Origin of the sequence: Caballeronia mineralivorans PML1(12), from assembly GCF_001028175.1 — a bacterium.
GTDB classification, from domain to species: Bacteria; Pseudomonadota; Gammaproteobacteria; order Burkholderiales; family Burkholderiaceae; genus Caballeronia; species Caballeronia mineralivorans.
In genome coordinates, this window is record NZ_AEJF01000168.1 from 1 (window position 1) to 24056 (window position 24056).

Below are 24056 nucleotides of genomic sequence, written 5' to 3' on the forward strand. Positions count from 1 at the left end.
CCCACTGCGGTCGTTCGACTTTCTCGATAGCGGACCTCGACATAGTGTACGGACCGGATCAACGCGTCGCCAAAAATTATCCCGTTGCGCTAGGTCGAATGACTTCAGGGCATTCGCTGAGGCATTTCAACTACATTTATAGTTGACATACAAAAATAGCGTGCTAGCATCTACTAAACCTTTAGTAGACGGAGGCACTTTTGGAGATCATCCTTACTGACCGCGAGGCCGACGTCATGCAGATATTGTGGGAGCTGGGACCTTCGATAGTCGCAGACGTCCGTGTTGCTCTCCACGATGAGCTTGCCTACACGACCGTGCTCACGATTCTTCGCACGCTTGAAACCAAAGGTTACGTTTCGCATACCGAGGAAGGCCGTGGTCATCGGTACTTCTCTACAGTGAAGCAGCAGGCTGCTCGGAAGAGCGCGCTGCGCCATTTGACAAGCAAGCTTTTCAAGGGATCGACTGAGCTTTTATTCGCACAACTGGTCTCCGAAAGGAACTTGAAGCCGGACCAGATTCGTCGCATGCGAGAGTTGCTGGATAAACACTCCGACGAGGAGAACTCTTGATGCTGACATGGATGGCGTATGCGATCTTAGTGTCATTGGTTCTTGCTATAGCCGCTCTTTGCGCCGAGCACTTAGCCCGCCGACGTAGGGCTGCAAGCCGGTGGTATTGGTTGATTGCAATCACTACTTCGTTGTTGATCCCGACTGCCATGTCGTCGATATCAATCAAAGTACCCCAAGTCTTTAGCCCTACGGTTTCGCAGAAGGTAGTCGCTCTCAGGCAGGTTACGTCCGCACATTTGTCGCCACTCACCTGGATCGACGTCACGATTGCTCCGTCCAGGCTGGAAACAATGGATGCAGTACTCAAGCGCGGATGGTGTGTCGCATCGCTTGCTTTGTCGTTTCTCCTTTTTGTAAGCGCGTTGCACCTGCATTCCAGAAAAAGAAAATGGGAGAAAGGTACGGTCGCGGGAACGGCGGTTTATATTTCTGAAAACGTTGGACCGGCAGTCGTCGGCCTTATCCGACCGCGCATCGTTGTTCCAACGTGGCTGACACACTCGTCCCTCGCCCAGCAGTCAGCGGTTATCTCACATGAAAAGTCACACATTGCGGCAGGCGACCCGCAGCTACTGGCAATTTGCTTGTGCCTGATTGTGCTTATGCCGTGGAATTTCCCGATCTGGTGGCAGTTAAGACGACTTCGATGTGCCATCGAGATTGACTGCGACGCGCGAGTACTGAAGGGAGGGCAAGATTTCACGACCTATGGTGAGACTCTCATCGCCGTCGGCGAGCGCCAGTCGCGTTATATCGGATCTGTCGCAGGTATGTCGGAATCGCGATCATTCCTGGAAAGACGGCTGCGCATCATGACTCACAAAGCTGTTAAGCCCAGATTGATAACCGCAGCATTTCTTGTATGCAGTTCAACCGCGCTCGTAGTTTTTGCAGCGCAAGTGAGTCCACCTGACATGACCCAGCCATCGGACGACCACCAATACATCCATCTCGCCCCCGACATCGTTGATCGCTTCGTTGGAACCTATAAGGCAAACGAATTCTCGGTGCTGAGGGTTACGCGGGATGGCGACCGTATCTTGACCACGTTCACCGGTGAAAGAACGATCGAGAATTTTCCGGAAAGTGCGACACAGATCTACGCTCCATCCGTCAAGGGCACGATCAGCTTCGATATTGACCAGCAAGGTCATGTAACGAGGGCGGTTCTACATCAATTTGGAAACACGCTCGAAATGCAACCTATCGATCTGGCGAGCGCACAGCAGATCGAAGCCTTTGTCGCTGACAAGATCAAAACTCAGACGGCTACGCCGGGCAGCGAAGCGGCCCTTAGGAGCTTGATTGGAGGGCTTGTCGCCGGGAACCCCAACTATGCGGAACTGAGCCCGGCACTGGCGAATGCGACGCGTGAGCAGCTTCCTCGCTTGAGAGAATCGCTAAATCGACTAGGCACACTGCAAACTCTGACGTTTATAGGTGTCGGCGGAAAAGGCTGGGACGTCTATCAGGCTCGCTTTGAACATGGATTCACGATCTGGCGGTTAGCCTTACTTAGCAACGGGATCATAGACGGAGCATTGGTGACTTCAGGTCCTTAAGGCGATACGAAAGGCCTGCAATTCAGTGCGACCCTTTTCGTCGAATAGATGGCAGCGCTTACGGTCAAGGAATAACGAAACTTCCGCTACGAGTATGCCGTCGTCGACCGTATGTTCCATATTGCCCACGGTTCGTTCATTCGTGTCGAACGTCCGCTTGGTGGTCGGCATGCGCCTGACACGGTCGGCGCAAGTCGACCCGAAGCGGTCGGATGGATTTCTCGAAAGGGGACTTTCACTCAACCTTGGAACTACAGTGACGCGAGGTAGCCCACCGAAGCGACAGGCTGACCCTCACGCTCCGCACGCCTCCACAAACGCATTAACGAGCAGTGCGGACTCTTCTCTGAGAGCCGCACGCTCGGGTTGAAACAGCGTTGCCACGAAGAACGGATGCCCATCCATTTCGACGGCTCGTACATCGCCTGTTTCATCATCTGCGGCGACGCGTAGCGGGCCCGAAACAAGCGATGTTCTGAACTCAGGGTTAAGTCCGTAGCGGCAACGATAGCCCTCCGTTGTTTCGCTGACTCCATAGGCAGCCGCGATGTGAGTCCCAGGAAGCAGTCGGACTAGGTCTACGGTTTCAACCAGAGCGCACTCAAGCGGTGAAATGACTGCGCGGGCAGCGCCCGGTGCTGTTTCAGCATGCTCCGCGTCAGCCCAGCCAAGTACGTTCCGGGCGTACTCGATGACGGCATGCTGAAACCCTCCGCACGTCCCAAGGAATGGAATTGCTGCTTCGCGTGCGTGGCGAATGGCGAGCAACGCGCCTTCCATGCTGTGGTACGGACTCGCGGGGACGCACCAAATTCCATCGAACGCAGAAATTCGCGAAACTGAAATGATGTCCCCAGTGGGAACCCATTCAAATTCGACTTCGACTTGCTTCGCATCTGCCGCTCGCTTCAATGCAAGCGGAATAGCCCGGTGCGCTGGCACCGACTGGTTATAGTCGCCAACGAGACCGACCATGACTTTCTTTCGCATTGCCTTTACTCTCCTTGTAGCGTCCAACAGCGTCTGCCGGGACACTGGGGCAAAATATCTGCGGATATTATGCGTTTTCCGTGACCGCATCTGGGCGCAAACAGCCTCCCCGATAACGGGGCGGCGAACCACATCAATGTCAGAGACGTCAGTGCCGTTGCCTGATCAAGATGGCCACGATTGTCACTGATCTGGCGGATAGTGTCGAACGGCAGGTCATGGCTGATTACCCTCGTTCACCTTACCGCTGACCATTCGGAGTATCTCGGTATTGCGTCGTTTTCAGACGTCCACGATTGGTCGTGCGAAGTCCAAATGTGCACGGTGGGCGTTGCTCCAGGATTCTCGTCAAGGGTAGGGACTCGGAGAATGAGGTGAGCTTGTTCAGGACGCTCAGCGATGAGATGGGTGCCACAGACGGAACAAAAATGGCGTAGCTTGCCGGGAGAAGACTCGAAGCTCCGCAACAGACTTTCACCTGACGTCCAATGAAAGTGTTCCCGCAAAACTCGCGCTGTAGTCGCGTACGCGCTCGCGTGGGCCTTTTGGCATGTTCGGCAATGGCAGTGTGAGATTGGCGAGGAAAGCGCCACTGCTTCATAGCTAATTGCTCCACACAAGCAGCTTCCCTTCATTGTCGTCTGTCCAAGTCAACATTACAGCTTCATAGCGGAACGGGTTTGCTCAGCGGGGGCCCGGTATGGATTGTCGCAGATCTGGGTTGAGCACCCGAGTGTTCCTTCGCGGCCGGCACGTGCCCGATGGCGATCACTTGAGCTGGATCAAGGCGTCGGTCGAACATCTGCGTAACGTGCGCTCCTATCCGTGTCCCGAGTCCTACTCGGTGTCGTCTTTCAACTGCGGCAGAGCTGAGGTTTCGCCGGGTGTCAGCAGGCCGACCTGGGTGTAGACACGGAGCTTTTCGCGCGTATCGTTGATGTCCAGGTTGCGCATGGTCAACTGCCCGATCCGGTCGCGTGGCGAGAACGTCGACGCGACTTTTTCCATCGACAGCCGTTCCGGCTGATAGGTCAGGTTCGGCGACTTCGTGCTCATGATCGAATAGTCATTCCCGCGCCGAAGTTCGATGATCACCTCTCCGGTGATTGCGCGGGCCACCCAACGCTGGGCGGTTTCGCGAAGCATGATTGCCTGCGGATCGAACCAGCGACCCTGGTACAGCAAGCGTCCCAGACGGCGGCCGCTTTCACGGTACTGTTCGATCGTATCCTCGTTGTGGATGCCCGTCACGAGCCGCTCGTACGCAATGTGCAGCAGCGCAAGCCCCGGCGCCTCATAGATCCCACGACTCTTCGCCTCGATGATCCGGTTCTCGATCTGATCGCTCATTCCGAGTCCGTGGCGCCCGCCGATACGGTTTGCCTCCAGCATCAGCTCGACCGCATCCGGGAACTCCACGCCGTTCAGTGCGGTCGGCCTGCCCTCTTCGAAACGGACTGTGACCTGTTCCCTGGCGATCTGCACTTCGTCGCGCCAGAACGCCACGCCCATAATCGGGTTGACGATCTGCATGCCACTTTCGAGGCTTTCGAGGTCCTTGGCTTCGTGCGTCGCACCCAGCAGATTGGAGTCGGTCGAGTATGCTTTCTCCGCCGACATCTTGTAGTCGAATCCGGACTTGCGCATGAATTCGGACATCTCGGTGCGCCCACCCAGTTCGTCGATGAACGCCTGATCGAGCCACGGCTTATAGATCTTGAGGTCCGGGTTCACCAAGAGGCCATAACGATAAAACCGCTCGATGTCGTTGCCTTTATACGTGCTGCCGTCGCCCCAGATATTGACGCTATCCTGCTTCATCGCGGCGACGAGCATGGTTCCCGTCACGGCGCGGCCAATCGGCGTCGTATTGAAATAGGTCAGGCCGGCGGTTGAAATATGGAACGCGCCAGACTGCAAAGCCGCAATGCCCTCGGCGACGAGCTGCGCCCGGCAGTCAATCAACCGCGCGCCTTCTGCGCCGTACTGTATCGCTCGACGGGGAATCTCATCGTAATCATCCTCGTCGGGCTGGCCCAGGTTGGCGGTGTACGCGAACGGTACGGCACCTTTGAGGCGCATCCAATGCAGCGCGGCGCTGGTATCGAGGCCGCCGGAGAACGCGATTCCGACGCGCTGCTGGACGGGAAGGCTTTCGAGAATGGTGGTCATGTAGGAATCGTCTGGTTAAGGGGTGACGTATGAGCTAACAGAGGTGGGGCTGCGCCTCCGAGTCGATGGCGCCATGGAGTGGCTCGATAGTTCCGACCCGGAAGTTGGAAATTTAAGCAACGATTTTCAACGATTTGGACGTCTCTGTCGAATGACCGTTTGTGGCCAACATTTGCCTAACGGCAGTCGCCGTTGTCCAAACCAGAGCGTGCTTCCACTTCCTTCGTCGGCCACTAAGCGCTAACGAGCGAATGTATGATCTTGAGTTCAAAAATTAACTCACTGAGCCCGGAGGAAGAAAATGTTAAACGGGAAGCGTATTTCTATGATTGCCGCAATGGCTCGAAACCGGGTAATCGGAGCGGCTAACGACATCCCGTGGAGGGTGCCAGGCGAGCAGCGGCGCTTTCGTCAGTTGACCGAGGGGAATCTGGTGGTAATGGGCCGCCGTACCTTCGATTCGATAGGGCGTCCACTGCCAGATAGAGACGTGCTTGTTATTGGTTCCCGAACGGTTTCCATTGAAGGCGTATTGACGTGTAGGTCAATACAAGAAGCAATCGAAATCATCTCAAATGATTTACGCGACGAAGTGTTCATCGCCGGCGGTGAACAGATTTACCGTCAATTTCTACAGTACGCAGACACCATTTACCTTACTGAAATCGATCTGGAACCCGTGGGCGACACAACGTTCCCAGATTTGCCCGCCGACTTTGCTTGCGTGCAGAAATCACACGTTGCCGCTCCGACTGCTTATACGCTCATGACCTACAACCGCGTCCTTGACTAGAGAGTTTATTGTCAGCAATTCAAGCCGTAAATCGAACGTCCGTATAGTGGTCAATGCTTCGTACACTTTTAGTCACCAACCTTCGACTTGAACCGGTTCAATACATGAAGTACGTCGAACGTTTCGCACGCGAGAGGCATCGATTTCATTAACTCCGAGTCAGCCAACGCTCAGAACACCGTATCTCTCGGGGCATTGGCTCAAAACGGGCAGCAGCTGCCGCAGGACAAGCAGATCGCGGCCCCCTCGGAAACGCAGCAAGCTATCCGAGCGACCGCCAGTGCAGCTAGTGGCGGCAACGCTGCCCAGGCGAGCGCACTGACCGCGAAAGCGACCGCGGAATTGCCGAAGGATGGCAGCTATTTACCGTCATCCGTGAATACGCTCTATCGGAATGCGGAGGGATTATTACGCTCGGGTAACACGGCCGAGCATGCTGTCGGGTACGCGATCGCAAGCAAGCTTGCGGAGGCGACGGGATTTGGTGACGCGCAAGGTCCGGGGCGCCGGCTTCAAAGGCGCGATGCTTTCTTGTCCCGTTTAGTGCTGGCATGAGTGCCCAGAATGTTTTTGCGTCTTGTCAGCTATCGCGTTCCGGGCTTACCAAGTCCAAACCGGTCCTCATTGCGCGGCGCTCAATCATGCGAGGCGACAGGCGACGATTGACTGCCGGAGTCCGGGATCACGCTTTGCCTGGCGGAGTTGAGAATCCAGCGGCGTCGCATCGGCGCCAGGATTAACTTTGCCGCTACGCCAGCCATCATCGAAGTGCACGCGACGAACACGAAAACCGTGTTCCATCCGCCGTGCGCGGACAGCAGCGAAGCTACCGGCACCATCATGGCGGCGGTCCCTTTGGCGGTATAAAGCGTACCTGCGTTGCCCGCCGCATACTTGCCGCCGAATGTATCAGCACAGGTCGCCGGAAAGTTCGAGAAGATATCGCCGTAGCACATGAACACAAGCCCGGAAAACATCATGAACAGGTAGCGGTTATGACCGAAGTGCATCAACCCCAACAGTGCCAGGCCTTCGCCCAGAAACGTCATGAACATAGTGTTTTCGCGGCCGATCCGGTCGGAGATGAAACCGCATAGCGGGCGCGTGAAGCCATTGCACATGTTGTTGATCGACAGCGTCATTGTGAGCAGCGGCAACGTCACGCTCAGCACACCGACCGGCATTGCGGCAAAGCCATACTCCTTCGCGATTGGACCGATCTGCGCCGTGGCAATGATGCCGCCGGCCGCGACGCACACGAACATGGCGTACATCACCCAGAAAAGTGGCGTGCGGACCATCTGCTTCGTTGTGTAATCGGTCTTGGTCGCGACGATCCGCTTCGCTCCGGCCGCATGTGCCGGTGGTTTCGGCCGTACCAGCAAAGTCGCGAGCAGCAGGATGCAGGCGCCCTGGAACAGACCGAAAAATACAAACGCATGCTGGTACCCGGATCTCTGGATCATGTTGGAAATCGGGATCACCGTGAGCGCGGCGCCCGCGCCGAAACCCGCCGCAGTCAGGCCGGCGGCCAGTCCGCGTTTGTCGGGAAACCATTTGAGCGCCGTTCCCACACAGGTGCCGTACACGCATCCTGCTCCGATACCGGCAATCACTGCTGCGACGTAAAGCACCGGCAGATTGGGCGCGTAGGCATCGAGGATCCAGCCCAACGCTGCGCAGGCCGAGCCGCCGATTACCACCGGACGAGGACCGAATTTGTCGACCAGCCAGCCTTCGACGGGCACCAGCCAGGTCTCGGTGATGATGAAAATCGAAAAGGCCAACTGGATGGCGGCTTGCCCCCAGTGATGTTTGGCGTCCATCGGGACGACAAAGAGGGTCCATGCGTATTGAAGGTTGGCGATCAGGCCCATGCAGACGATGCCGGCCGCTAGTTGAACCCAGCGGTTATGCCGCCTTGCCGTATAGCCGCTGAAGAATGTGTCAGTCTGTGCCACGGGTTTTGTCTCCGTCTTTTACTTGTTGGCTTGCCTAGTAAAAACGTCCGGCAGGGTCATGCATACGGGGCCACACCTCAGGCGCGCTGAACGGCTGCGAGCGCTCTTTCTTAGGAGCGCTTATACGCGAGCCTTCAGGGGATCGGGTTTCGCGATGCATTGCTCCTGCCCGAAGCCCAAGGCCTAAGATGCGAGCGGCGCGCGTGGACGGCTAACGACGCGACGTCGGGACCATCGCATCGCAAGAACACGGCCGATCCAGCCATACTCGAAGACGCCGCCCGGACGGTAGATAACGCCGGCGCGGGGGGCTATCGTCCGAACATCGCAGTCCGGGTCAATGGCCGTAGTAAATCGAATGGCCGGGGATGACGCTGCTTTGCGGACCCGATACCGATGTCCCGCTCTCAGCCACACCGCCGTAGGAGTTAGTGTCGTTGACGCTCGGATGCACTCGCGCTTCTGCCGCCTGAATCCCTGCGGGATAGTGGATGTCGTCCGCAGCCGGCCGGTAACCCACGTTTTCCAACTGGACCAGATCAGCTACAACCTGAGCGTGCGTGACAGGAGCGTTCGCATCTTGCGCGAACGACGCGACGGGAGCAGCCAGCGCAACGGCCAGCACCGCGTAGATCAATGTTTTCATGATGAGTCGCCTTGTAAGTAAGTGAACTTCCACTTCACTCTGGCTGAATGAAGCCCGTGCCCTAAGGCCTCCAGGGAGACGATGAGCTGAGGTCATTCTGCGCAACCGGCGTTGACCCGAAGCTGACGCTTGGGTGACAAGATTGTTATCTTGCACCCGCTGCGCTGGAAGATAACGGCCTTGTAAAGTTCCGGCCGTCAGCCTGTTCGACCCACGGCTGCGGCGAGCCTCGTTTTGCCGAAGATGTAAGCTTGTTTCGCGATTGCGCGTGTTTTGATGAGGCGTTGGCGTCGTGGCACGACTGCGCCGTCGTGGACGGTTAGAAGGCAGCTGGATAGTGGATTCGCGAAGGCGATGAAACAGGAGGCATATTTTTGCAGCAAGTGCAGGGATATGCTTTACCCACAAAGTGCAACCATATGCTTTACAACAGAGCCGACCTCAAGTCGGCTTTGTTGCGTCCGGACGCAACTTTGAAGGTCCCAGAATCGGCCGGTTGTCGACCTTTGCCGGCAATCACAGGCTGGCGAAGGCCGAGGGGTGGGAAGCGCCTCGGCTCGACACCCGGCCTGCGGCCGGGAATAAGCCATGCGTGGTAAGCGTTGCTTCATTGGAGGGAAATGCAAAATGACGAACGCAAACAAGGCCTGGCCGACGCTTCCCGCGGTAGTGCTCCTGCTCGCTGCATGTGCCACGGGGGGCATGCGGGCAGGCACGGGGACACACCTTAGTGCCACGGAATGCCGCGACCTGACCGAGATCAGGAGCAAGGCACCCGTTACCCACGAGCGCAATATGAGTGAACTGGCGGCCTTGGAAAAAGCGGGCTACCATCCGGGCTGGTTTTTTGATCCTTACTATCCAGCCGATCTTGAGGCCGCGCAGCGTCAGGTCGATGTCTGGTACGAGACCGAGTGCCCGCAAACATAGCCCGGTTGAGCAAGTACTGGCCCCATGGCATGAGCGCCCACGCTTCGGGCGAGCAGTAAATACGTTTCTCGGACATATCCGCAGCTCGGCAATAATCGACCCGTTGGGGACGGACGGCAGCCTATTATTCGAATGACGGCTTGCGGACGTTGAAATGCCGTTGACGCGGATATTGCTACGGTCCGCCCGCGGCACATGCACAGTAAAAACGGCTGTAGTTAGCCGCGCGAAGCCTTTCCACGCGACAGAACGAATTTCAATTAATGTCCTGAAAGCCTCTCTGCAAGCAGAAGATCACTGATAATCAACGTGATTGGCGCCCATCAATTTGCGTCCAAAAGCTTCCACGTCTTTGGACCAACGATACCGTCCGCAACCACATTTCGCTCGCGCTGGAAGGCTCTGACTGCAGCCTCCGTCTTTTCATCGAAGAAACCTGTTTTTGGCAAACCCAATTTTTCCTGGATGACGTCCACATAGTCGTTGCGGTCTAGCCTTCGTAACGTGGGCCTTACGGTTCCACCATCGTCTCGTGCTGGCTCGATTTTTGGAATGAGCGCTGCAGTGTCTGCTGCGCTCGAAAGAAGCTGTGCGACTGCGCCGCGAAATGCATGCATGTCCAAATCCGGATCTTTTTTTCGGCCCGGTGGCAGTGCGTATTCCTTATGTCCAGCGCAGTACATTTCGGACCGGCCAATATGACGAAGGATGGCCGCAACACCCCTTTGATAGCACTCCACCTGGACTTCTGGCCAAGGCGAGTCGTCAGGCAAGCCAGTGTTTTCCGCCTCAATGCCGATGAAATTCGAGTTGCCCAGTCGGCTGCCCTGCCAGACACCGGCGCCCGCATGGTTGCATCTACCGGCCGCGACAACGTAGAACGTACCGTCGCGTCCCAGTCCCAATTGCGCCAGCGGCGGAGATAGATCGGGACGCCCCTGAAGCAGGGTGCCCAACGAAGGCATATTGCCGGCACGTGGACCAGCAGTATGGTGGCAAATCACACCCACGATGTCCCCGACATCTCCGCGCCCGCGTTTTTCCCATCCCGGTACTTCGGCGACCTTAAGTCCGGCATCTAAAAGTACCGACGACAACCACGTCAGGGAATAGCTCATTGCTCGATGCCTCCTTTCGCTACCGGAAGTTCCTCATCCCGCGTGGGCGAAGTCACAATACAGCCGCATCCATCAAGGTCCGATTCGTCGTTTCCAGCGGCGGTAGCAAGCTCGTCGACGCTTACTACTTTCGCGTTTGAAATTCCACCTCCGGGCGGAGGGTTGCATACGGTCAGGGTTGCTGAAGTGCCCTGCGGAAGTACCCCGGCCGGGACGATCGCAGTTAGATTGCTGTTATCCATCACCGTTGTCCGCAGTTCTTGCGCGCCCATCCGCAAGGCTGCCCCGTTCACGAAATTCGAACCGCTCGCCGCAAGTACAAGCTCCCCTTCGGCTGAAGTGGTGGGCGTAACGGCAAAGAGCGTCGGCGTTGGGCTGGTGCCGGGAAATGCGAAGGTGGGCGCGGCGGGCGGGTCTGGAATTCGCGAAGCCGGTTGTCGCCCGAACACTGCCTGTAACCCGGCAATCAGCCGGGTTAACACTAATATTACGAGCGACGTGCTATATCCGAGCAAAAAGGGTAGGAGCAAGAAAAGCGCCTGCAGCCACGGCCCTTTACCGGGCATGGGCGTGAGTGATGCGGCAGATATAGTTATAGTTGTATCTAGCCCTACTAATTGGCGGCCAAAGCTTCGAAAGGCATCGAAGCCGAATGGCAACGAAAGCATCAGTCCGAACAGAACACCAACGATCAGTCTCACAGCAAGTAGCCGACTGTTGGTCAGATCGAATGTCTCATCTTCCTGAACCGAAAGAACGTTCATTGCGATGGAACAAATCGCTCCTAAAGCGCCAACCGAAACCAACCAAAATAAGTAAGCTACTAACTGAATACCGACCGTGTACTTCGAACCATCGCTCGTTATATGAGAAAAACCCAAGATAATGGCCAGTGTTTCTGGCGATTCCGCGATGGCGAGTAAAAGGACACTGGCTAAGGTCGCAGCCAACCAATAGGGAGCGGACTCTGGCACCCATGTCGGAACTTGACTTAGCAGGAACCTTTGACGCAACGGTCCACTCGTTAACGCAAATAGGTTTTCAATACTACGATCCAGTGACGCTCTTTGCTCGTGAGTCGGCGACCTTGCCCCCCAGCGGCGGTATCTTAAGTGACACAGTTCGCTGATTTGCGACGTTGCGTCGTCGCCCGCTCCATTGATTGACACGCCGTTATAAAGCAGGAAAGCGTGGAGATCGCGTAGAAGGAACACTCGTCCGACGAAGCGCTTGTCGTTGACAGTACATTCATCAGACGAGACGGCCTCGTCGGGCCCGTGCGCTGGCCGTTGGGAAAGCATAAAGCCTCCAGATTCCTTGATTGAACCAACGGCAACGTGTTACACGCCGCATTTGTTTATATGCGATTGAATGGTCATGGGGCGCTTTTTCTTACGGCGAATGTTCGGTAGCCGACGTTAATCGGCAACTAGGCTGTACTCGCGGTCATGTTTGCGCCGGCCCCGCAAGTTAGATTCAAATAAATCGTCAGATCGGTTTTGTGATCGTTGATCAGACACGATCGACGGTCTGCAGGGCGAGGCGGGGATCCAAAGGTCCGCACAAAGCGCCGGCAAGCGTTTATAGATGGCCAGCTCCCGCCCAACGCTGAACCACTCGGAAGCAGAAATTCATCGCCATCGCATTGCGGCCACGATTGTCCGCAAAGGCCGCCCACGAGGCGACAACCGTCGCGGAAGCCCGACGGTCCGTTGTCTGGGTGAAGCCGCCGGCCGAATGTCCAGATGACGGTTCGCGCCGCCGCCCCCTGCCCGTCCGCGATCGGCAGAACGCGACCCACTACAGCCGTTCAGCTCGACGCGAAGCGGACGTTCAGCCTACTCGAACATGTCGGCAACCGCGGTTATCCCACGGCATCGATTGTCGGAGATCGTCTCTGGATCGCCCCAGAACCTCTGAAGCCAGATTACGCGGTAGCCTATCTCCGGGCATTGTCTCTATAACGTTCAATCCTCCGCTGTTAGTTCCACCGTGTTATCTTGGATTCGACATACAAACTTGTGTCGATCCGACGGTGGCACTGAACGAGAGAAAAATCGAAAATGTTCTGTCGGATCTTCCATTTCCAATAGAACCGAAATGGATTTTATTTTGTGTTTATGGGCGAGAAGTAGCAGCGTGTTTCTCAGTTCCCCCTCTTCCGTTTCCTTGTTCTCCTCTTGAGATTTTGCTCCGAAATATTTTATTATAACATTTTCGATAATCTTGCCTTCTTCCTTTACACCTATCTCGTCGATCATAGAATTTGCGACAACGTAGCGAAGCGGGCTATCGCTGTTCTCAGTTATGGATGTTACTTTAAACAAATTGTAGTAAACAAAATAGTCGTACTCTTCATTGGGAACTCGATACACCATGTCTGAAAATCCGCGGTGAATGCGATTTAATGGTCTCGTCGCTGGATTTTGTGTCGAGCCGACGTAATGTACCTCGGTGTCTATACCTAGGTCGATGCCGCACTGAAGCAAAAAATCGTGTATAGGCATCGATACTTTTCCGTTCTCAGAAACGAAGATCGTTATCAGTCGTTCGGAAACCTCGATACGCGGTTTGATCGTCTTGCCGCTCTGAGAATCACGTATTCTTGTTGTGACCTTTACTGGTTTATCGCTTCGACCGATCGTTACATAAAAGCTCAACTGATCGCCAAAAAACGAATATCGGGGCTTCCGTTTCATGGAAAATCTAACTCTTTTCCGTGCACCAAGGAAATACACAAATCTCTTGTCGATCTGCGACTTCAATATGGTCTGCAAGTTCTTCAAATAATCGGAGATCTGCTTTTTTACATCAAAGCCATCAGGCGGGTCGATTACTAGGTCATACCAGAACCGATCTGACTTCGAAAGTTCGACTTCCCACTTTTTATCAGCGTCCTTATATGAAGGTTCATTCTTGATGAATTCAAACATCCCACGCGACATGTACACACCCCGTTTTTGTTTTTGACGTGCAATCGTAGCGGGATTGCGTAATTTTCGCTGGGGTATGTGCGTCCGATTGTCCAAGCCAAACCGATGACTGAGGCAACTTCCCAAGGCTGCCGTATCCAGGGCCTAGATCGTGGCGGATCTGACTGCACCGGATCAAGGTCCGGAATTGGCCGAACACAGCTGGATGACGAGTGACTCAGTTCGACCGAGGCCGTGTCAAAACTCAAAATCACTAGATTTTACGAGGTCGCTTTACCCCTCCCAAGGTGCCGCGAGTCCGATATAGAGCGTTCTGACAAGCCACCTTTTGCGCTGAGCCGAAGCGGCGTGCGTTTTGACACACTCTGGACCCGGGGCGGCCAGCTGCAGTTTCCATTAGCAGCCATTCAGTATCGGTCAGCGGTTAGTTGACTAGGTTATCCAGCCGACTATTTCGGCCTTCGAGCGGACGCTAGCTCCGCTCGCTGTTTCAACGCATCATTCATCGCATGCATGCTATCAACCGTGCCCTTTAGGACACTCTGAGTCAGGCTTCCAACAAGAATCCCAGTGAATGTTTCACCCTGGATAAAGCGCGTCTTGTTGCCCACGGCTTCGAGAATGAAACGGTGCTCGCCGTCAAAAATACCGGGAAACCATACATACCCTTTCCATCGCAGTTCTCGATCAGGTCGCACAGCAAGTATCTTTGGGTGAAAGACCATTGCGTCCGGCCCCGATCCCTCAACAAACATCGATGATGTTTCCCTTGCGAAGCTGGCCGTGTACTCGTGAAATCTCCGGATTCCACAATGGGTAATCGTCGGTTGCTGTGAGAATCGTCCAGACAGTCTGAGGCGAACTGTCAATCAAGGTCTCCGTTTCAATCGACCCATTGCGATGCAGCGCTAGCATTGCCACGAATCCCAGGAAAACCACTCCCGAAAAACCGAGCATAAGGCGCTTTCCTAGATTCAAGATGAATTCCTTTGCTGTCGGGAAGATTGCATATTAACTGCAGGAGTGTGTGCGCTACCCTAATCAATACTGGCTTCGAGATTGTCCAAGACGTCGCCGCATTCGGTGTTTGCAACCGGGCGAGGCAACCTCACCTAGTCTGCTTGCGAAAGCTGGAATACGTTCCCTTCCAGTTCCTCTCCGTCACACATCAGTTGAGCAAAGCCGTCGTAGCGCTTTAGATTGCGCATTGGGACACCGGCGTTCACAAGCTTCTCGCGCAATTCCGGTAAGTCCGATTGCACCGAGAAAACGATCTTGGAATTCCAGTTATTGGGCGCTGGTGGTCGGTCGCGGTATGGCTCGCCGACACGGTGCAGCGCAATCTCGATCTCCCCCGCCTTTAGTACAACCCATTCGTCTTGAATCTCTTCCGTGAGGGGAAGACCAAAGTGCGTCTGATAGAACGACTTCAGCAGTGCAACATTGCGGACTTACAGTATCAACCGCGTCATTGAGACGAACATTGAATTCTCCGAATGTGTTTTTACGATCGATCTTCAGCCGTGGCAGTATACCTTCGCCAATATCGGCTGCACCGGAGCAGCGTTGGGTAGAACGCTGCGAAAAACGTAGGGCGATCCTGTAATCCCCGTTTCGATTTTTTTGCTCACCATAAAAGAGATAAAACATGCCCCAAGAGTTTCAATCTCGCCGTCTTGAAGGTCGGGTCGCACTCGTGACCGGTGGCGGAACCGGTATTGGCCGTGCCGCCGCCTTGGCTTATTCCAGGGAGGGAGCAAAAGTGGTTGTTGCTGGACGGCGTAGCTCAGAGATCAACGAGACTGTCCGGCTCATTGTGGCGAATGGGGGTGTGGGTTGCCCTATTCCCACGGACGTAGCAGTAGCTCAACAAGTGCGTGAGCTGGTCGACGTGGCCGTCGAACGCTATGGACGTTTGGATGCGGCGTTCAATAATGCCGGGATTGAGGGCACTATCGCCCCGATTACGGAACTTGCGGAAGCCGACTTTGATGAAGTGATTGCTATCAACCTCAAAGGGGCGTGGTTGTCGATCAAGTATGAGATTGCTGCGATGCTAAGCCTCGGCAACGGCGGCTCGATCGTCAATACATCCTCCTTTCTGGCAAAGGGTGCATCTGTCGGATCTACGGTCTATTCCGCCAGCAAGGGCGGCCTTGATGCGCTGATTCGTGCCGTGGCGATCGAATATGGTCCGCACAATATTCGCATTAACAATATCAACCCCGGCGCTATCAGAACGCCTATGTTTGAGAGGCTCGGTGGCGATGAACACTTGGATCTAATTGAGTCCTTCACGCCCCTACGCCGCATTGGAGATCCGGCCGACGCTGGCGATGTCGCCGTTTGGCTTTCGACCGACGAAGCCCGTTTCGTTACTGGGCAGACTTTGATGGTCGATGGCGGGATCTCAATTCCGCACGTTCGGTGAGATGTGCAGCGACCATAAAAACTGGTCGCTGCTTGTAGAAATTGGACCGTGCGGATGAGTGTCCGAAGCTGGGCCGCTCACTGCCGGTTGGCCCCGTCAGTTTCATGCGTGGATGATCCCACTATCACGGCAAGATGATGAATTTCCCTGGACGCGCTGGACGCGGACCTATCTGACAAGGGTTTCAGCAATGTCCAATGTAGATCGTCAAGTTGGTCACTGATCCTTCATGTCGGGCGCAGCCGGGCCCCTTCAAATCCGCTGAATTCCCAACACTACGCTTCGGTAGACATCATGTTTTGCGACGCAATCAGCCTAGGCGGCGGATGGCAACCGCAGATACACAGATCATCACTGAGGGCGGCATCTTGTCCATCCGGTGCGGTCATCATCTGACGTGGTCCGTCGCATTTGATTTTCCCTGTCGAGTTGCAGGCCGGACACGTTACGTTGTCACCGTCGTGTGCGACGTCCTGTCCGTTCAGTTGAATAGTGGCCGGCGTAGCATGCACGGTGCCGTTCGCTGTCGTCTTGTCGCCGTTCAAAATCAGATATCGTTTCACAGGTTTTACTCGCATACCGACGCTTCGGAGATTTCAGGAGATCATCCAAGAGCGAGGTCACCATCGGACGTATATCTTCAGGCTCTACTGATCGTGGGATCGTTGTCTACCCGCTATTTTCGATACCCCAATTTCACCCCTCAAATGCCAGCGATATGACTGGACATTTTCCACTCGGATTCACGGCGTCGCTTCCACAAATTTTCCGTTTTCGTAACGGAAAGTGTGTGTCGCCTCGTTTCCTTTCGCGTCCTGCTGCCAACTCACCCGCAGACCAACAGGCGATTCGCTCCAGGAAATGGCTGAGTATGGGGATTTCACACCGTCCGAGCTCAGATCGATCGTTTTGAGGCAACTCTGGACGGGTAACGAGAAGCGGGGATCAGCTGTTAAGTCATGCAGTTCCAGTACGTATAGTGTCCCCTCTTCGCCTACGCCGCAGAAGCCTGTAGGGTTCGAACTCGATGCTTGATTTACCACCACGAGTACAAACTCCTTTCCGTCAATCACCTGGGAATGGGAGACCGGAAACACGATGCTGGAGGCACTTGCGAGCGTATGCTTGAACGCCGCTGAAACCCGTAAAAGCCGAACCTCGTGTTGTGTCGCGTTCGCCTCGTACAGGCGGTGTGCGTTTTGCTGAAACAGCCGGCTGCCCGAGAGTTCGACGGCCGTCGGCGTCTGCTCCCCCGCTGTCGCTAGCGTGGTCACCGCGCCCAGCGCTAAGACGAGCACAGCACGTTCAATGGTTGACCATATGGTCCGCATAACAAACTCCAGAATATGTCCACGCGTGATCGTCGCTTTGACCCGCCTTCATCGCACCATACGTACCCTTGTCCCGCTGGTGCAAATCGTCCGCCGTTTTACCAGTGTTGATCGGTTTTGTCATGTCCCAACCGATGTTACCGGTTGCCGGATCGCAGAGCATCTCCGGCGTACGTTCCCAAGTGTTGGTTTGAGGATTCCAACTGTGATAGGCACCGCCGTTCCAGCGTGTGATGGTCTCCATGGTCAATTGCTCGTCGGTATAATGACGACCTTGCTGACCCAAATATTTCTTCGCAGCGGCTTGCTTCTCCTGGAATAGCGTAATACCTGCTTGTACGTTTTTCTGCCAGTTCCACACCTGCTCGTAGCTAGGTGAGGGGTGTGTCATCTGGGTCATACCGTATCCGGCGTCCCCGGCTACGACAGGTTCGTTATCTGCGTTGATGAAATTTTTGAAGTGGCTTTCCTGGTCAATCACCTGGTCGAAGCCGGTCGAATTCGGAAGCGTCGCTAGGTAGGCAACGACGTCCGCCTTCGCGGGATTCTTTCCGAGCACGAAGACGGTACGGCGGAATTTTCCTTCGCCCGCCATCACCTCTACCGATAGTTTTCCACCAAGACTCTTCCCGCCCAAATCAGCCTGCCAGGACTTGTCGTTACTCGAAAAGCTTCCTGCTTCAGAGAACGTCTTTAAATTTCTCCCACGCTTTGCGCTTTCACGCAAGCCGCTTACATGTGCTTCCCACACGATGATCCATTTCCACTGGTAGGGGGGCGGTATGTCAGTTTTGATTTCGAACACGATTGAAGGGAATTTTGTAGTCTCGTCAATGTAGAACTTGTCTCCAGTGGCTGGCCGAACCCACTCGCCGATATCGTTTTGGACGACGACCTTGACCAACGATTTGTGGGCGGTGTTCGTCGTGGACGCATGCTTCACATGGCGAACGCGATGCTTAGGCTTCTGAGTCATCATTGTCCCCTTGATAATGAATCGTGAGAGCGAGGCTTTCCGGTTGATCAGTGTAGACATGCTCAGTTAGGCCTTCAGCATCGCTAAAGCCGGACCAAGTCTTTCCTGATTCACTCTCAATCACATAGCGGTGATGAGCCAGCGGCGTCACTTCATCGTCGTCGAGCAAGCGGAATTGCTCGTGGTATCGCGCACCGCCGTCCGAACTTGGCAGTGCCGGTAGTGCGTAGCCTTGTGCTGTTGGTCCATTGAACGAATGTTGAGCACCCTTGATATCAATCTTGCCCGGTGCGTGAATCTCGATGTTGCCGTCCTTGATGCGAATATATGCGCCGCCTGAAGTCAGCAAGATTTCCTGCTTCGCTGCCGCCTCAATCCTTTCGGTTGCCGACAGCAGCGTGATCGTCTTCTGCGCGGTCAGTTCAATATTGTCCGAGTGCGCTTGAATCTCGACCTTGCCCTTGGCCGCAAACAATTTCATCCCGGCATTCTGCACAAACAGGCTGAGTTTTTCCGCAACGCTCGCAATCAGTGATTTGCCGGTTGCGATGTGGGTGCTCTGTCCGCTCACGAGGTTGGTCTGTGCATCGCTCACGATGTGAACGGATTTTTGCGTCGACAGGGCGATGCCGGACGGACTACCGAACAGCATGACGGGTTCCTTGAACGCATTGGCGTTGCCCGTTCCGCCACCCGCTGTCTTGCCACCCGACGACGAGCCCGAAACATTGTTCTGGGTAGCATCGGTGAAAGACTTCAGTGCGTCGTGACCGTCCTTGAGACTTTCGGCCTGATGCGTGGTGCTGGCATCCGACATCGCCTCCAGCACGCTTTCCGAATTCACCAGCTGCGAGCTCGCTTGTCGGACATCAAGCGGCTGGCTGCTCGCCGGGTGGGTAGTGACATACAAACCCTGGCCCGCACGCACTGCACCGTAAGCGTCCGACTTCAGGTCAAAGCCGCTACCGAGATATGACCCGCGAGTGTTGCCGGTCTGCTCGATCAGATAGCCCAGGTGAAGTTGGGCATTGGTGCTCGTTGAATATAGATGAACGCGGTTCTGGCCCGTCGCATCATCCATCACCATCTGGTTGTAGCCGCTGCCCTGATGTTCCTTCGACTTGTAGCCCGACAACAGGCCGTTGGAATGCCAGTGAGGTTTCGTCGCGCCGTTGTAGACGCGAGCCGTGACGATCGGTCTATCGCAATCGCCGTCTACCCAGTCAATCAGGACCTCTTCTCCGACTCTCGGGACGTGCACGCCGCCATATCCACCACCCGTATCTGACATCGCGACTCGCACCCAGCACGATGCATTCTCGTCGCCATCGTTGAGCCGGTCCCAATGGAAACGCACCTTGACGCGATTGAGCTCGTCGGTATAGACCTCTTCGTTGGCAGGTCCAACAACGATGGCCGACTGCACGTGCATCTCGGGCTTGTGATGCTCAAATGGACTACGATAAGGCACGACCCTGCGTTGCGCTTCGATTTCAACGAGAAAGAAGCCTTCACTGCCGTCGGCATGTGGGACCTTCAATGCACCGGTCGTGCCTGCATGATTCGCCTTGATCGTTGCCAGTTCGCCTTTCAGGCTATGCGGGAAATCGCCGGTCTGACTGGATACCGGAAGGTTGTTCTCAATGAACCACGCTACTTCGATTATCGCGAACTGGCGGTTCTGCTTGCTATCCGTGGCGTGGGCAGGATGATCGTCCAGTTCGAACCAGCGACCGGCATCCACTTGCCGAACACCGCCTGAACCGTAAAAACGCTTTGCCCGCGATTCCCACTCTTCCATGCGGATTTTCGAGAGGGCATCACCGCGATCCTGCTTGCCGTAGGTATAGGCGCCGGTATATTCATATACTTCGGCTTGCTGGGGCAGGTTTCCCTGTGTGGTAAGCGTCGGGGTGTTTGTGCCCTTGGGATTGGCGGGCGAACCCGGCGACTTATAGTCAAAGGTTCGGGTAGCAAGCGTTGTGCTTTGCAGCGTTCGCATGCCGGACCACTGCACCAGTGCGTCGGTTTCGCTATTCGTGCCGGCACGATAGAACGGGATGGTCTGCCCGAGGGCTGGCACCGAATAAAGGTCGTCGGTAATGACGAGGGTATGCGATTTGCCATCATCGGCCTGCTCGAAGTAGCCGAACAGTCCCTCGTTTTCCATCAGCCGATGAACGAAATTCCAGTCGTCCTCGTATTGCATGCAGAACGAGCGCGGGGGCAACGGGTTTTTCAGCACGAACCTAAAAGCACCCCGGGCCTGCGGATGCATACCGAATACGTCGGTCAGAATCGTATCGGCGGACTTGTTCTGCCAGATTCGCGCGTCCTTGCGAAAACGCAGGAAGTGCATCCACGACGCGAAGCCGAACTGGTAGCTTGTCAGGCTTCCATTGGCACCAAGACGGCGGGCAGTGTGCACATACCCGTGGTGGGGTAGATAGGAATCGTCCCCCTGCTGGATCCAGAGCGTGACCGGCTGGGCAATGAGCTTCTTGAGTTCAATGGCGTCGGATGTGGAAACAACATCCACCGTGAATTCGTAATGGCGGCCAATCCTTGACCGGCCAATAACCCGCTGCGGCAGCAGGACGTTATTACCCAGCGGACTATCCAGTTTTAGCAGGCGGTCACTCTGGATGAGTCCACCCGTTATTGCCCCGATTATGTCTTGTGCACCCATGCCGGCCCTTATTTTTTCTTATCACGCGATTGCGCATTCGCGCGATTTTACAAAACTTCAGACAAATCGACCAACCATTTAATGTCAGGAATTGCAAACCGTTTTTTCCATGCACTTTGCATAATTGAAATATCGTTAAACGGCCGTCGATTCGTTCTTTCTGCTTTACCGCCGTTTAAAATACCCGACTTATAATCGGTGTGCCCCGCTATCACGGCTCATGTCCCAAAATCGCAAAATCGCAAGAAACCGCTGGTGATGAGCCCGTTACGCAGGAAACCTCTCAGTAAAACGATGCTGTTGCCGCATACAGCCAGCTACGTGCGTGAACTCGTGTTGCACAACCATGTTGCATTGGCTGCATTTCGCGCGGGAAAGGGTAATGGCAATCTGCTGGCCGAACTCGCGAAAGCGCTTTATCTCGCCTGGTATCTTCAGGAAGCGGGGTTCGAAGCCGCTGATCGCGAACTCTATCTTGAGGTAGAAGTAATTCTGGATAACGCGGCCAGAAATTCGAACAACGACATCTGGTTCATTGAGCCGGCGGAATGCGGCCCTGTCACCCGGATTCTCGATCTGCACGAGCGGCGGCTATCATCCGCCCCGGTCCATGCGGTCAGCGAAGCTCAGGCACGATTGTTACGTTTCGGGAGAACCAGCAGGCGTTCGCCGTGGTGAGCTGACGATGGACATTTCTGTCGTGTCCAACCGTTCATTAGCGCCCTGACCACTCAATTCGGCGCCGCACTGAATTTGGCTAAACATAACCCCGCGTCGAATTTCCGTAATCGACCCATTGCGGTCCGTCGACCGAGCGCGACATCTACGGCGGCTTTCAAGGTCCAACGGACATTCGCTCGCGCGGGTCGACTGCCATCGAACGGCATTTCCTGCCGTTCGATGGCCAACCGTGATAGGTCCGCCGGAAGCCTCTTACCTGTCGCTCACGACACCATCGCAGCAGATGGCAGGTTGCGGCTAGGGCAAACGCCACTGATCGTGCCATCGCGGCACGCCTTCTGAAAACACAACGCCCCGGCGTCTGCTTTATAGGAAGCCGGGGGCGTTTTTAATTGGCTCAAGTTATTGTGCAATGCGTTTGAAACTGGCGTAGTAATCGTCGGTGTAGTAGCAGTCGCCGGTCTGCCTGCGCGGTCCACCACATACGATGCGGCGCTGCCCGCGATCCGCAGAGCCCGGCGTGCGAACTGTGTATGCGTGGTAATAGCCGCGCGGATGCTGCGGCAGCAATACCGCGCTGTTGCGGAACAAGACACCGTCCTCGCCAAAAGGGAAAGGGCCGCCCGCTTTGATCAGACGCAGTGTTTCGGCTGCTTCCCCCGGCAACTGCGCCTTAGTGACGGCGGCCGGCGCGCTCCGCTCCTGCGTGCCCGATGCGGCGGGTGTGTCGCTCGCGGCCAGCCCAAGCTGAACCGGTGCCTGACTCGCGGATGCACCCGGTTCCTGAGTAGCGTTTCGCGATCCGTCCTTGCCGCATCCGCCGAGGATAGCGCTCAAGGCGAGGATGCAGGAGAAAGCCCACGCTCGCTTCACGATACGGTCGTCTCCGGGTTGACTAGCATTCGACGATCACGAACGATTTGAGGGTATCGCTAACGGCAGAGCGAATCAATGTTCGGCAGACATAGGAATTTTTTACTCGGCAACCAGGCTGATGCGCGGTTCTCGGCGTTCGAGAAATAGGCGGATCAAGCAGATTGCGGTGAGAATCGTTTTATCGTCGATTGGTGGGAAAAACTTATGTGATGAAGCCTCGTAAGATGCATTGCTCCCTCGGCCGCGTCTAGAGCAGCAATCGACCCGGCTGCCGTCTTCCCAGCGCACTCCGTAAGGTCCCCCGCCGAGACCAAAGACGCAAACCACGATAAGCGCCTGCCACACGAGCCGGTTGGGCGAAGCGAGCGATGCGCAAAGAAATACTGGTCGTTTGGACAAAGTGCAAAGATATGCTTGCAAGCTGGTGTTCGCTGCTGAGCCGCACCCCTTATCGCGTCACGAGACGTGCGCAGGAACATGATTGCCGCGTACTGCAAAGTTATCCTTTTTGTCTCAGCGGGGGATGACGCATCGAGCAAGATGCGTGCACTTGATGTATCGAGGGCCGCACCTGTTCGTAAGTCGCGCCTCAAAAAAAACCGCTCAGAGCCAGAGGCGGTGAACGGACAAGATCGGAGAGTAACAACGACATCGTGCACATTCATGGATTGCGCATGAGATGAAGTATGCGACGGTGGACATCGGCGGCGCATACGAAAACTCTTAAAAGTTAAGCCTTTCGATTCGTTCGCGTGTTTTGAATCGAAGGCTGAAACGGACACGTTGCGAAATCGTCGAAAGAATCGCTGCGTAGTGCCGGACAGCACACTTCGCTTAAGCGCTCGCACCTTTCTTCCGGTTCACGATCGCCGTCTCCGACAAATCGATTTCGCGCATCAGTTTGTTCAGGGTTTCATCGTTGATTGCTTGCCGCGTGCGCATCTTGAGCAGCTCCGAGCGCTCCGCTCTCAATGCTGCCATTCTCAGCTTCGTCTCGACCATCTCGCTCTGACGCGCAGCTCGACGTGGTTCCTCTTCTTCGCCGAGTCCTTCAAGACGCCGCCGATACAAACTCATCACGCGCGCGGCCGTATCCGTGCAGCGTGCCGACGCCGCTTCGTCCATCTGCTCGCTGAGATTTTCCTGTGTTGAATCGATGGCACGGATTGCAGCCTGCGCCGCATGCCGGCGCGCAATCCGTTCCTCGGCTGCGTGCGGGTCGCCGCGGCGTTTCAGGCCGTTCAGCAGCATCGGCAAGCCGATCACTCCGATCAGCAACGACATCAGAATCGTCGCCGATGCAATGAAGACCGCGAGATCGCGTCCAGGCAGCTCCAACCCATTCGGCAGTACTTCGGGCAACGACAGCACACCCGCCAGCGTGATGGC

Annotated in this window: 19 protein-coding genes and 1 pseudogene; 6 read left to right on the forward strand and 14 right to left on the reverse strand. The window is 55.6% G+C overall.

Annotated features, from left to right (window positions below; all coding sequences use genetic code 11):
• Positions 1–200 precede the first annotated feature (200 nt).
• Entirely contained in the window at positions 201–575 is a 375-nt protein-coding gene (locus EOS_RS27865) for a BlaI/MecI/CopY family transcriptional regulator (RefSeq protein WP_047895418.1), read from the forward strand.
• An 11-nt stretch (positions 576–586) separates the two neighbouring features.
• Positions 587–2140: a M56 family metallopeptidase gene (locus EOS_RS27870; RefSeq protein ID WP_235442994.1), complete on the forward strand. Its 1554-nt coding sequence runs from the start codon at positions 587–589 to the stop codon at positions 2138–2140.
• Positions 2141–2434: 294 nt separating this feature from the next.
• Here EOS_RS27870 and EOS_RS27880 read toward each other — a convergent pair whose 3' ends face one another.
• The 3 genes from EOS_RS27880 to argG all read right to left on the reverse strand — a co-directional run bounded on the left by EOS_RS27880 (position 2435) and on the right by argG (position 5302).
• Complete coding sequence (locus EOS_RS27880; RefSeq protein ID WP_047895421.1) at positions 2435–3130, reverse strand: CTP synthase C-terminal region-related (seleno)protein; 696 nt, start codon at positions 3128–3130, stop codon at positions 2435–2437.
• Positions 3131–3366: 236 nt separating this feature from the next.
• The gene (locus EOS_RS44950) at positions 3367–3765 is read right to left on the reverse strand and encodes a GFA family protein (protein WP_075645407.1); all 399 of its coding nucleotides are present in this window, start codon (positions 3763–3765) and stop codon (positions 3367–3369) included.
• A gap of 202 nt (positions 3766–3967) precedes the next feature.
• Positions 3968–5302 carry an argininosuccinate synthase gene (gene argG / locus EOS_RS27885; RefSeq protein WP_047895422.1) on the reverse strand — a complete coding sequence of 445 codons (1335 nt, stop codon included), beginning with the start codon at positions 5300–5302 and terminating at the stop codon, positions 3968–3970.
• 301 nt (positions 5303–5603) lie between these two features.
• On the opposite strand from argG, the gene EOS_RS27890 reads away from it, so the two are divergent.
• Positions 5604–6095, forward strand: coding sequence for a dihydrofolate reductase (locus tag EOS_RS27890; protein WP_047895423.1), 492 nt, complete (start codon positions 5604–5606; stop codon positions 6093–6095).
• Positions 6096–6730: 635 nt separating this feature from the next.
• Here the strand turns inward: EOS_RS27890 and oxlT are convergent.
• Both oxlT and EOS_RS27905 read right to left on the reverse strand, forming a co-directional pair.
• A complete protein-coding gene (oxlT, locus tag EOS_RS27900; protein WP_047895425.1) occupies positions 6731–8056 on the reverse strand; it encodes an oxalate/formate MFS antiporter in 1326 nt (441 codons plus the stop codon).
• A 337-nt stretch (positions 8057–8393) separates the two neighbouring features.
• Positions 8394–8702: a DUF4148 domain-containing protein gene (locus EOS_RS27905; protein WP_047895426.1), complete on the reverse strand. Its 309-nt coding sequence runs from the start codon at positions 8700–8702 to the stop codon at positions 8394–8396.
• Between the two features lie 627 nt (positions 8703–9329).
• Here EOS_RS27905 and EOS_RS27910 point away from each other — a divergent pair.
• Positions 9330–9632: a DUF4148 domain-containing protein gene (locus EOS_RS27910; RefSeq protein ID WP_047895427.1), complete on the forward strand. Its 303-nt coding sequence runs from the start codon at positions 9330–9332 to the stop codon at positions 9630–9632.
• Between the two features lie 323 nt (positions 9633–9955).
• Here the strand turns inward: EOS_RS27910 and EOS_RS27915 are convergent, their stop codons facing one another.
• The 3 genes from EOS_RS27915 to EOS_RS27925 all read right to left on the reverse strand — a co-directional run bounded on the left by EOS_RS27915 (position 9956) and on the right by EOS_RS27925 (position 13695).
• On the reverse strand, positions 9956–10750 hold the full coding sequence (locus EOS_RS27915; RefSeq protein WP_047895428.1) for a peptidoglycan recognition protein family protein: 795 nt from the start codon (positions 10748–10750) through the stop codon (positions 9956–9958).
• Entirely contained in the window at positions 10747–12051 is a 1305-nt protein-coding gene (locus EOS_RS27920; protein WP_047895429.1) for a hypothetical protein, read from the reverse strand. The genes EOS_RS27915 and EOS_RS27920 overlap by 4 nt, the downstream gene beginning before the upstream one ends.
• A 666-nt stretch (positions 12052–12717) precedes the next feature.
• Positions 12718–13695, reverse strand: coding sequence for a hypothetical protein (locus EOS_RS27925; RefSeq protein WP_047895430.1), 978 nt, complete (start codon positions 13693–13695; stop codon positions 12718–12720).
• A gap of 1636 nt (positions 13696–15331) precedes the next feature.
• On the opposite strand from EOS_RS27925, the gene EOS_RS27940 reads away from it, so the two are divergent.
• Positions 15332–16114 (forward strand): SDR family NAD(P)-dependent oxidoreductase, encoded by a 783-nt coding sequence (locus EOS_RS27940; protein WP_047895431.1) that lies wholly within the window; start codon positions 15332–15334, stop codon positions 16112–16114.
• A gap of 275 nt (positions 16115–16389) precedes the next feature.
• Here EOS_RS27940 and EOS_RS27945 read toward each other — a convergent pair whose 3' ends face one another.
• From EOS_RS27945 to EOS_RS27960, 4 genes are all read right to left on the reverse strand, one after another.
• Positions 16390–16692, reverse strand: a complete 303-nt coding sequence (locus EOS_RS27945) for a PAAR domain-containing protein (RefSeq protein ID WP_326972954.1) — start codon at positions 16690–16692, stop codon at positions 16390–16392.
• A gap of 165 nt (positions 16693–16857) precedes the next feature.
• Complete coding sequence (locus EOS_RS27950) at positions 16858–17445, reverse strand: hypothetical protein (protein ID WP_047895433.1); 588 nt, start codon at positions 17443–17445, stop codon at positions 16858–16860.
• Positions 17420–18481: a hypothetical protein gene (locus EOS_RS27955; protein WP_235442993.1), complete on the reverse strand. Its 1062-nt coding sequence runs from the start codon at positions 18479–18481 to the stop codon at positions 17420–17422. Before EOS_RS27955 ends, EOS_RS27950 begins: the two co-directional genes overlap by 26 nt.
• Entirely contained in the window at positions 18405–21110 is a 2706-nt protein-coding gene (locus EOS_RS27960) for a type VI secretion system Vgr family protein (RefSeq protein ID WP_047895434.1), read from the reverse strand. The genes EOS_RS27955 and EOS_RS27960 overlap by 77 nt, the downstream gene beginning before the upstream one ends.
• 258 nt (positions 21111–21368) lie before the next feature.
• Here EOS_RS27960 and EOS_RS27965 point away from each other — a divergent pair, with 258 nt between their 5' ends.
• A complete protein-coding gene (locus EOS_RS27965; RefSeq protein ID WP_047895435.1) occupies positions 21369–21788 on the forward strand; it encodes a hypothetical protein in 420 nt (139 codons plus the stop codon).
• 405 nt (positions 21789–22193) lie between these two features.
• Here the strand turns inward: EOS_RS27965 and EOS_RS27970 are convergent, their stop codons facing one another.
• Together EOS_RS27970 and EOS_RS27975 are read right to left on the reverse strand one after the other, a co-directional pair.
• Entirely contained in the window at positions 22194–22664 is a 471-nt protein-coding gene (locus EOS_RS27970; protein ID WP_047895436.1) for a ribonuclease, read from the reverse strand.
• 837 nt (positions 22665–23501) lie between these two features.
• Positions 23502–24056, reverse strand: a pseudogene (locus EOS_RS27975) (Na+/H+ antiporter); the annotation flags it as partial.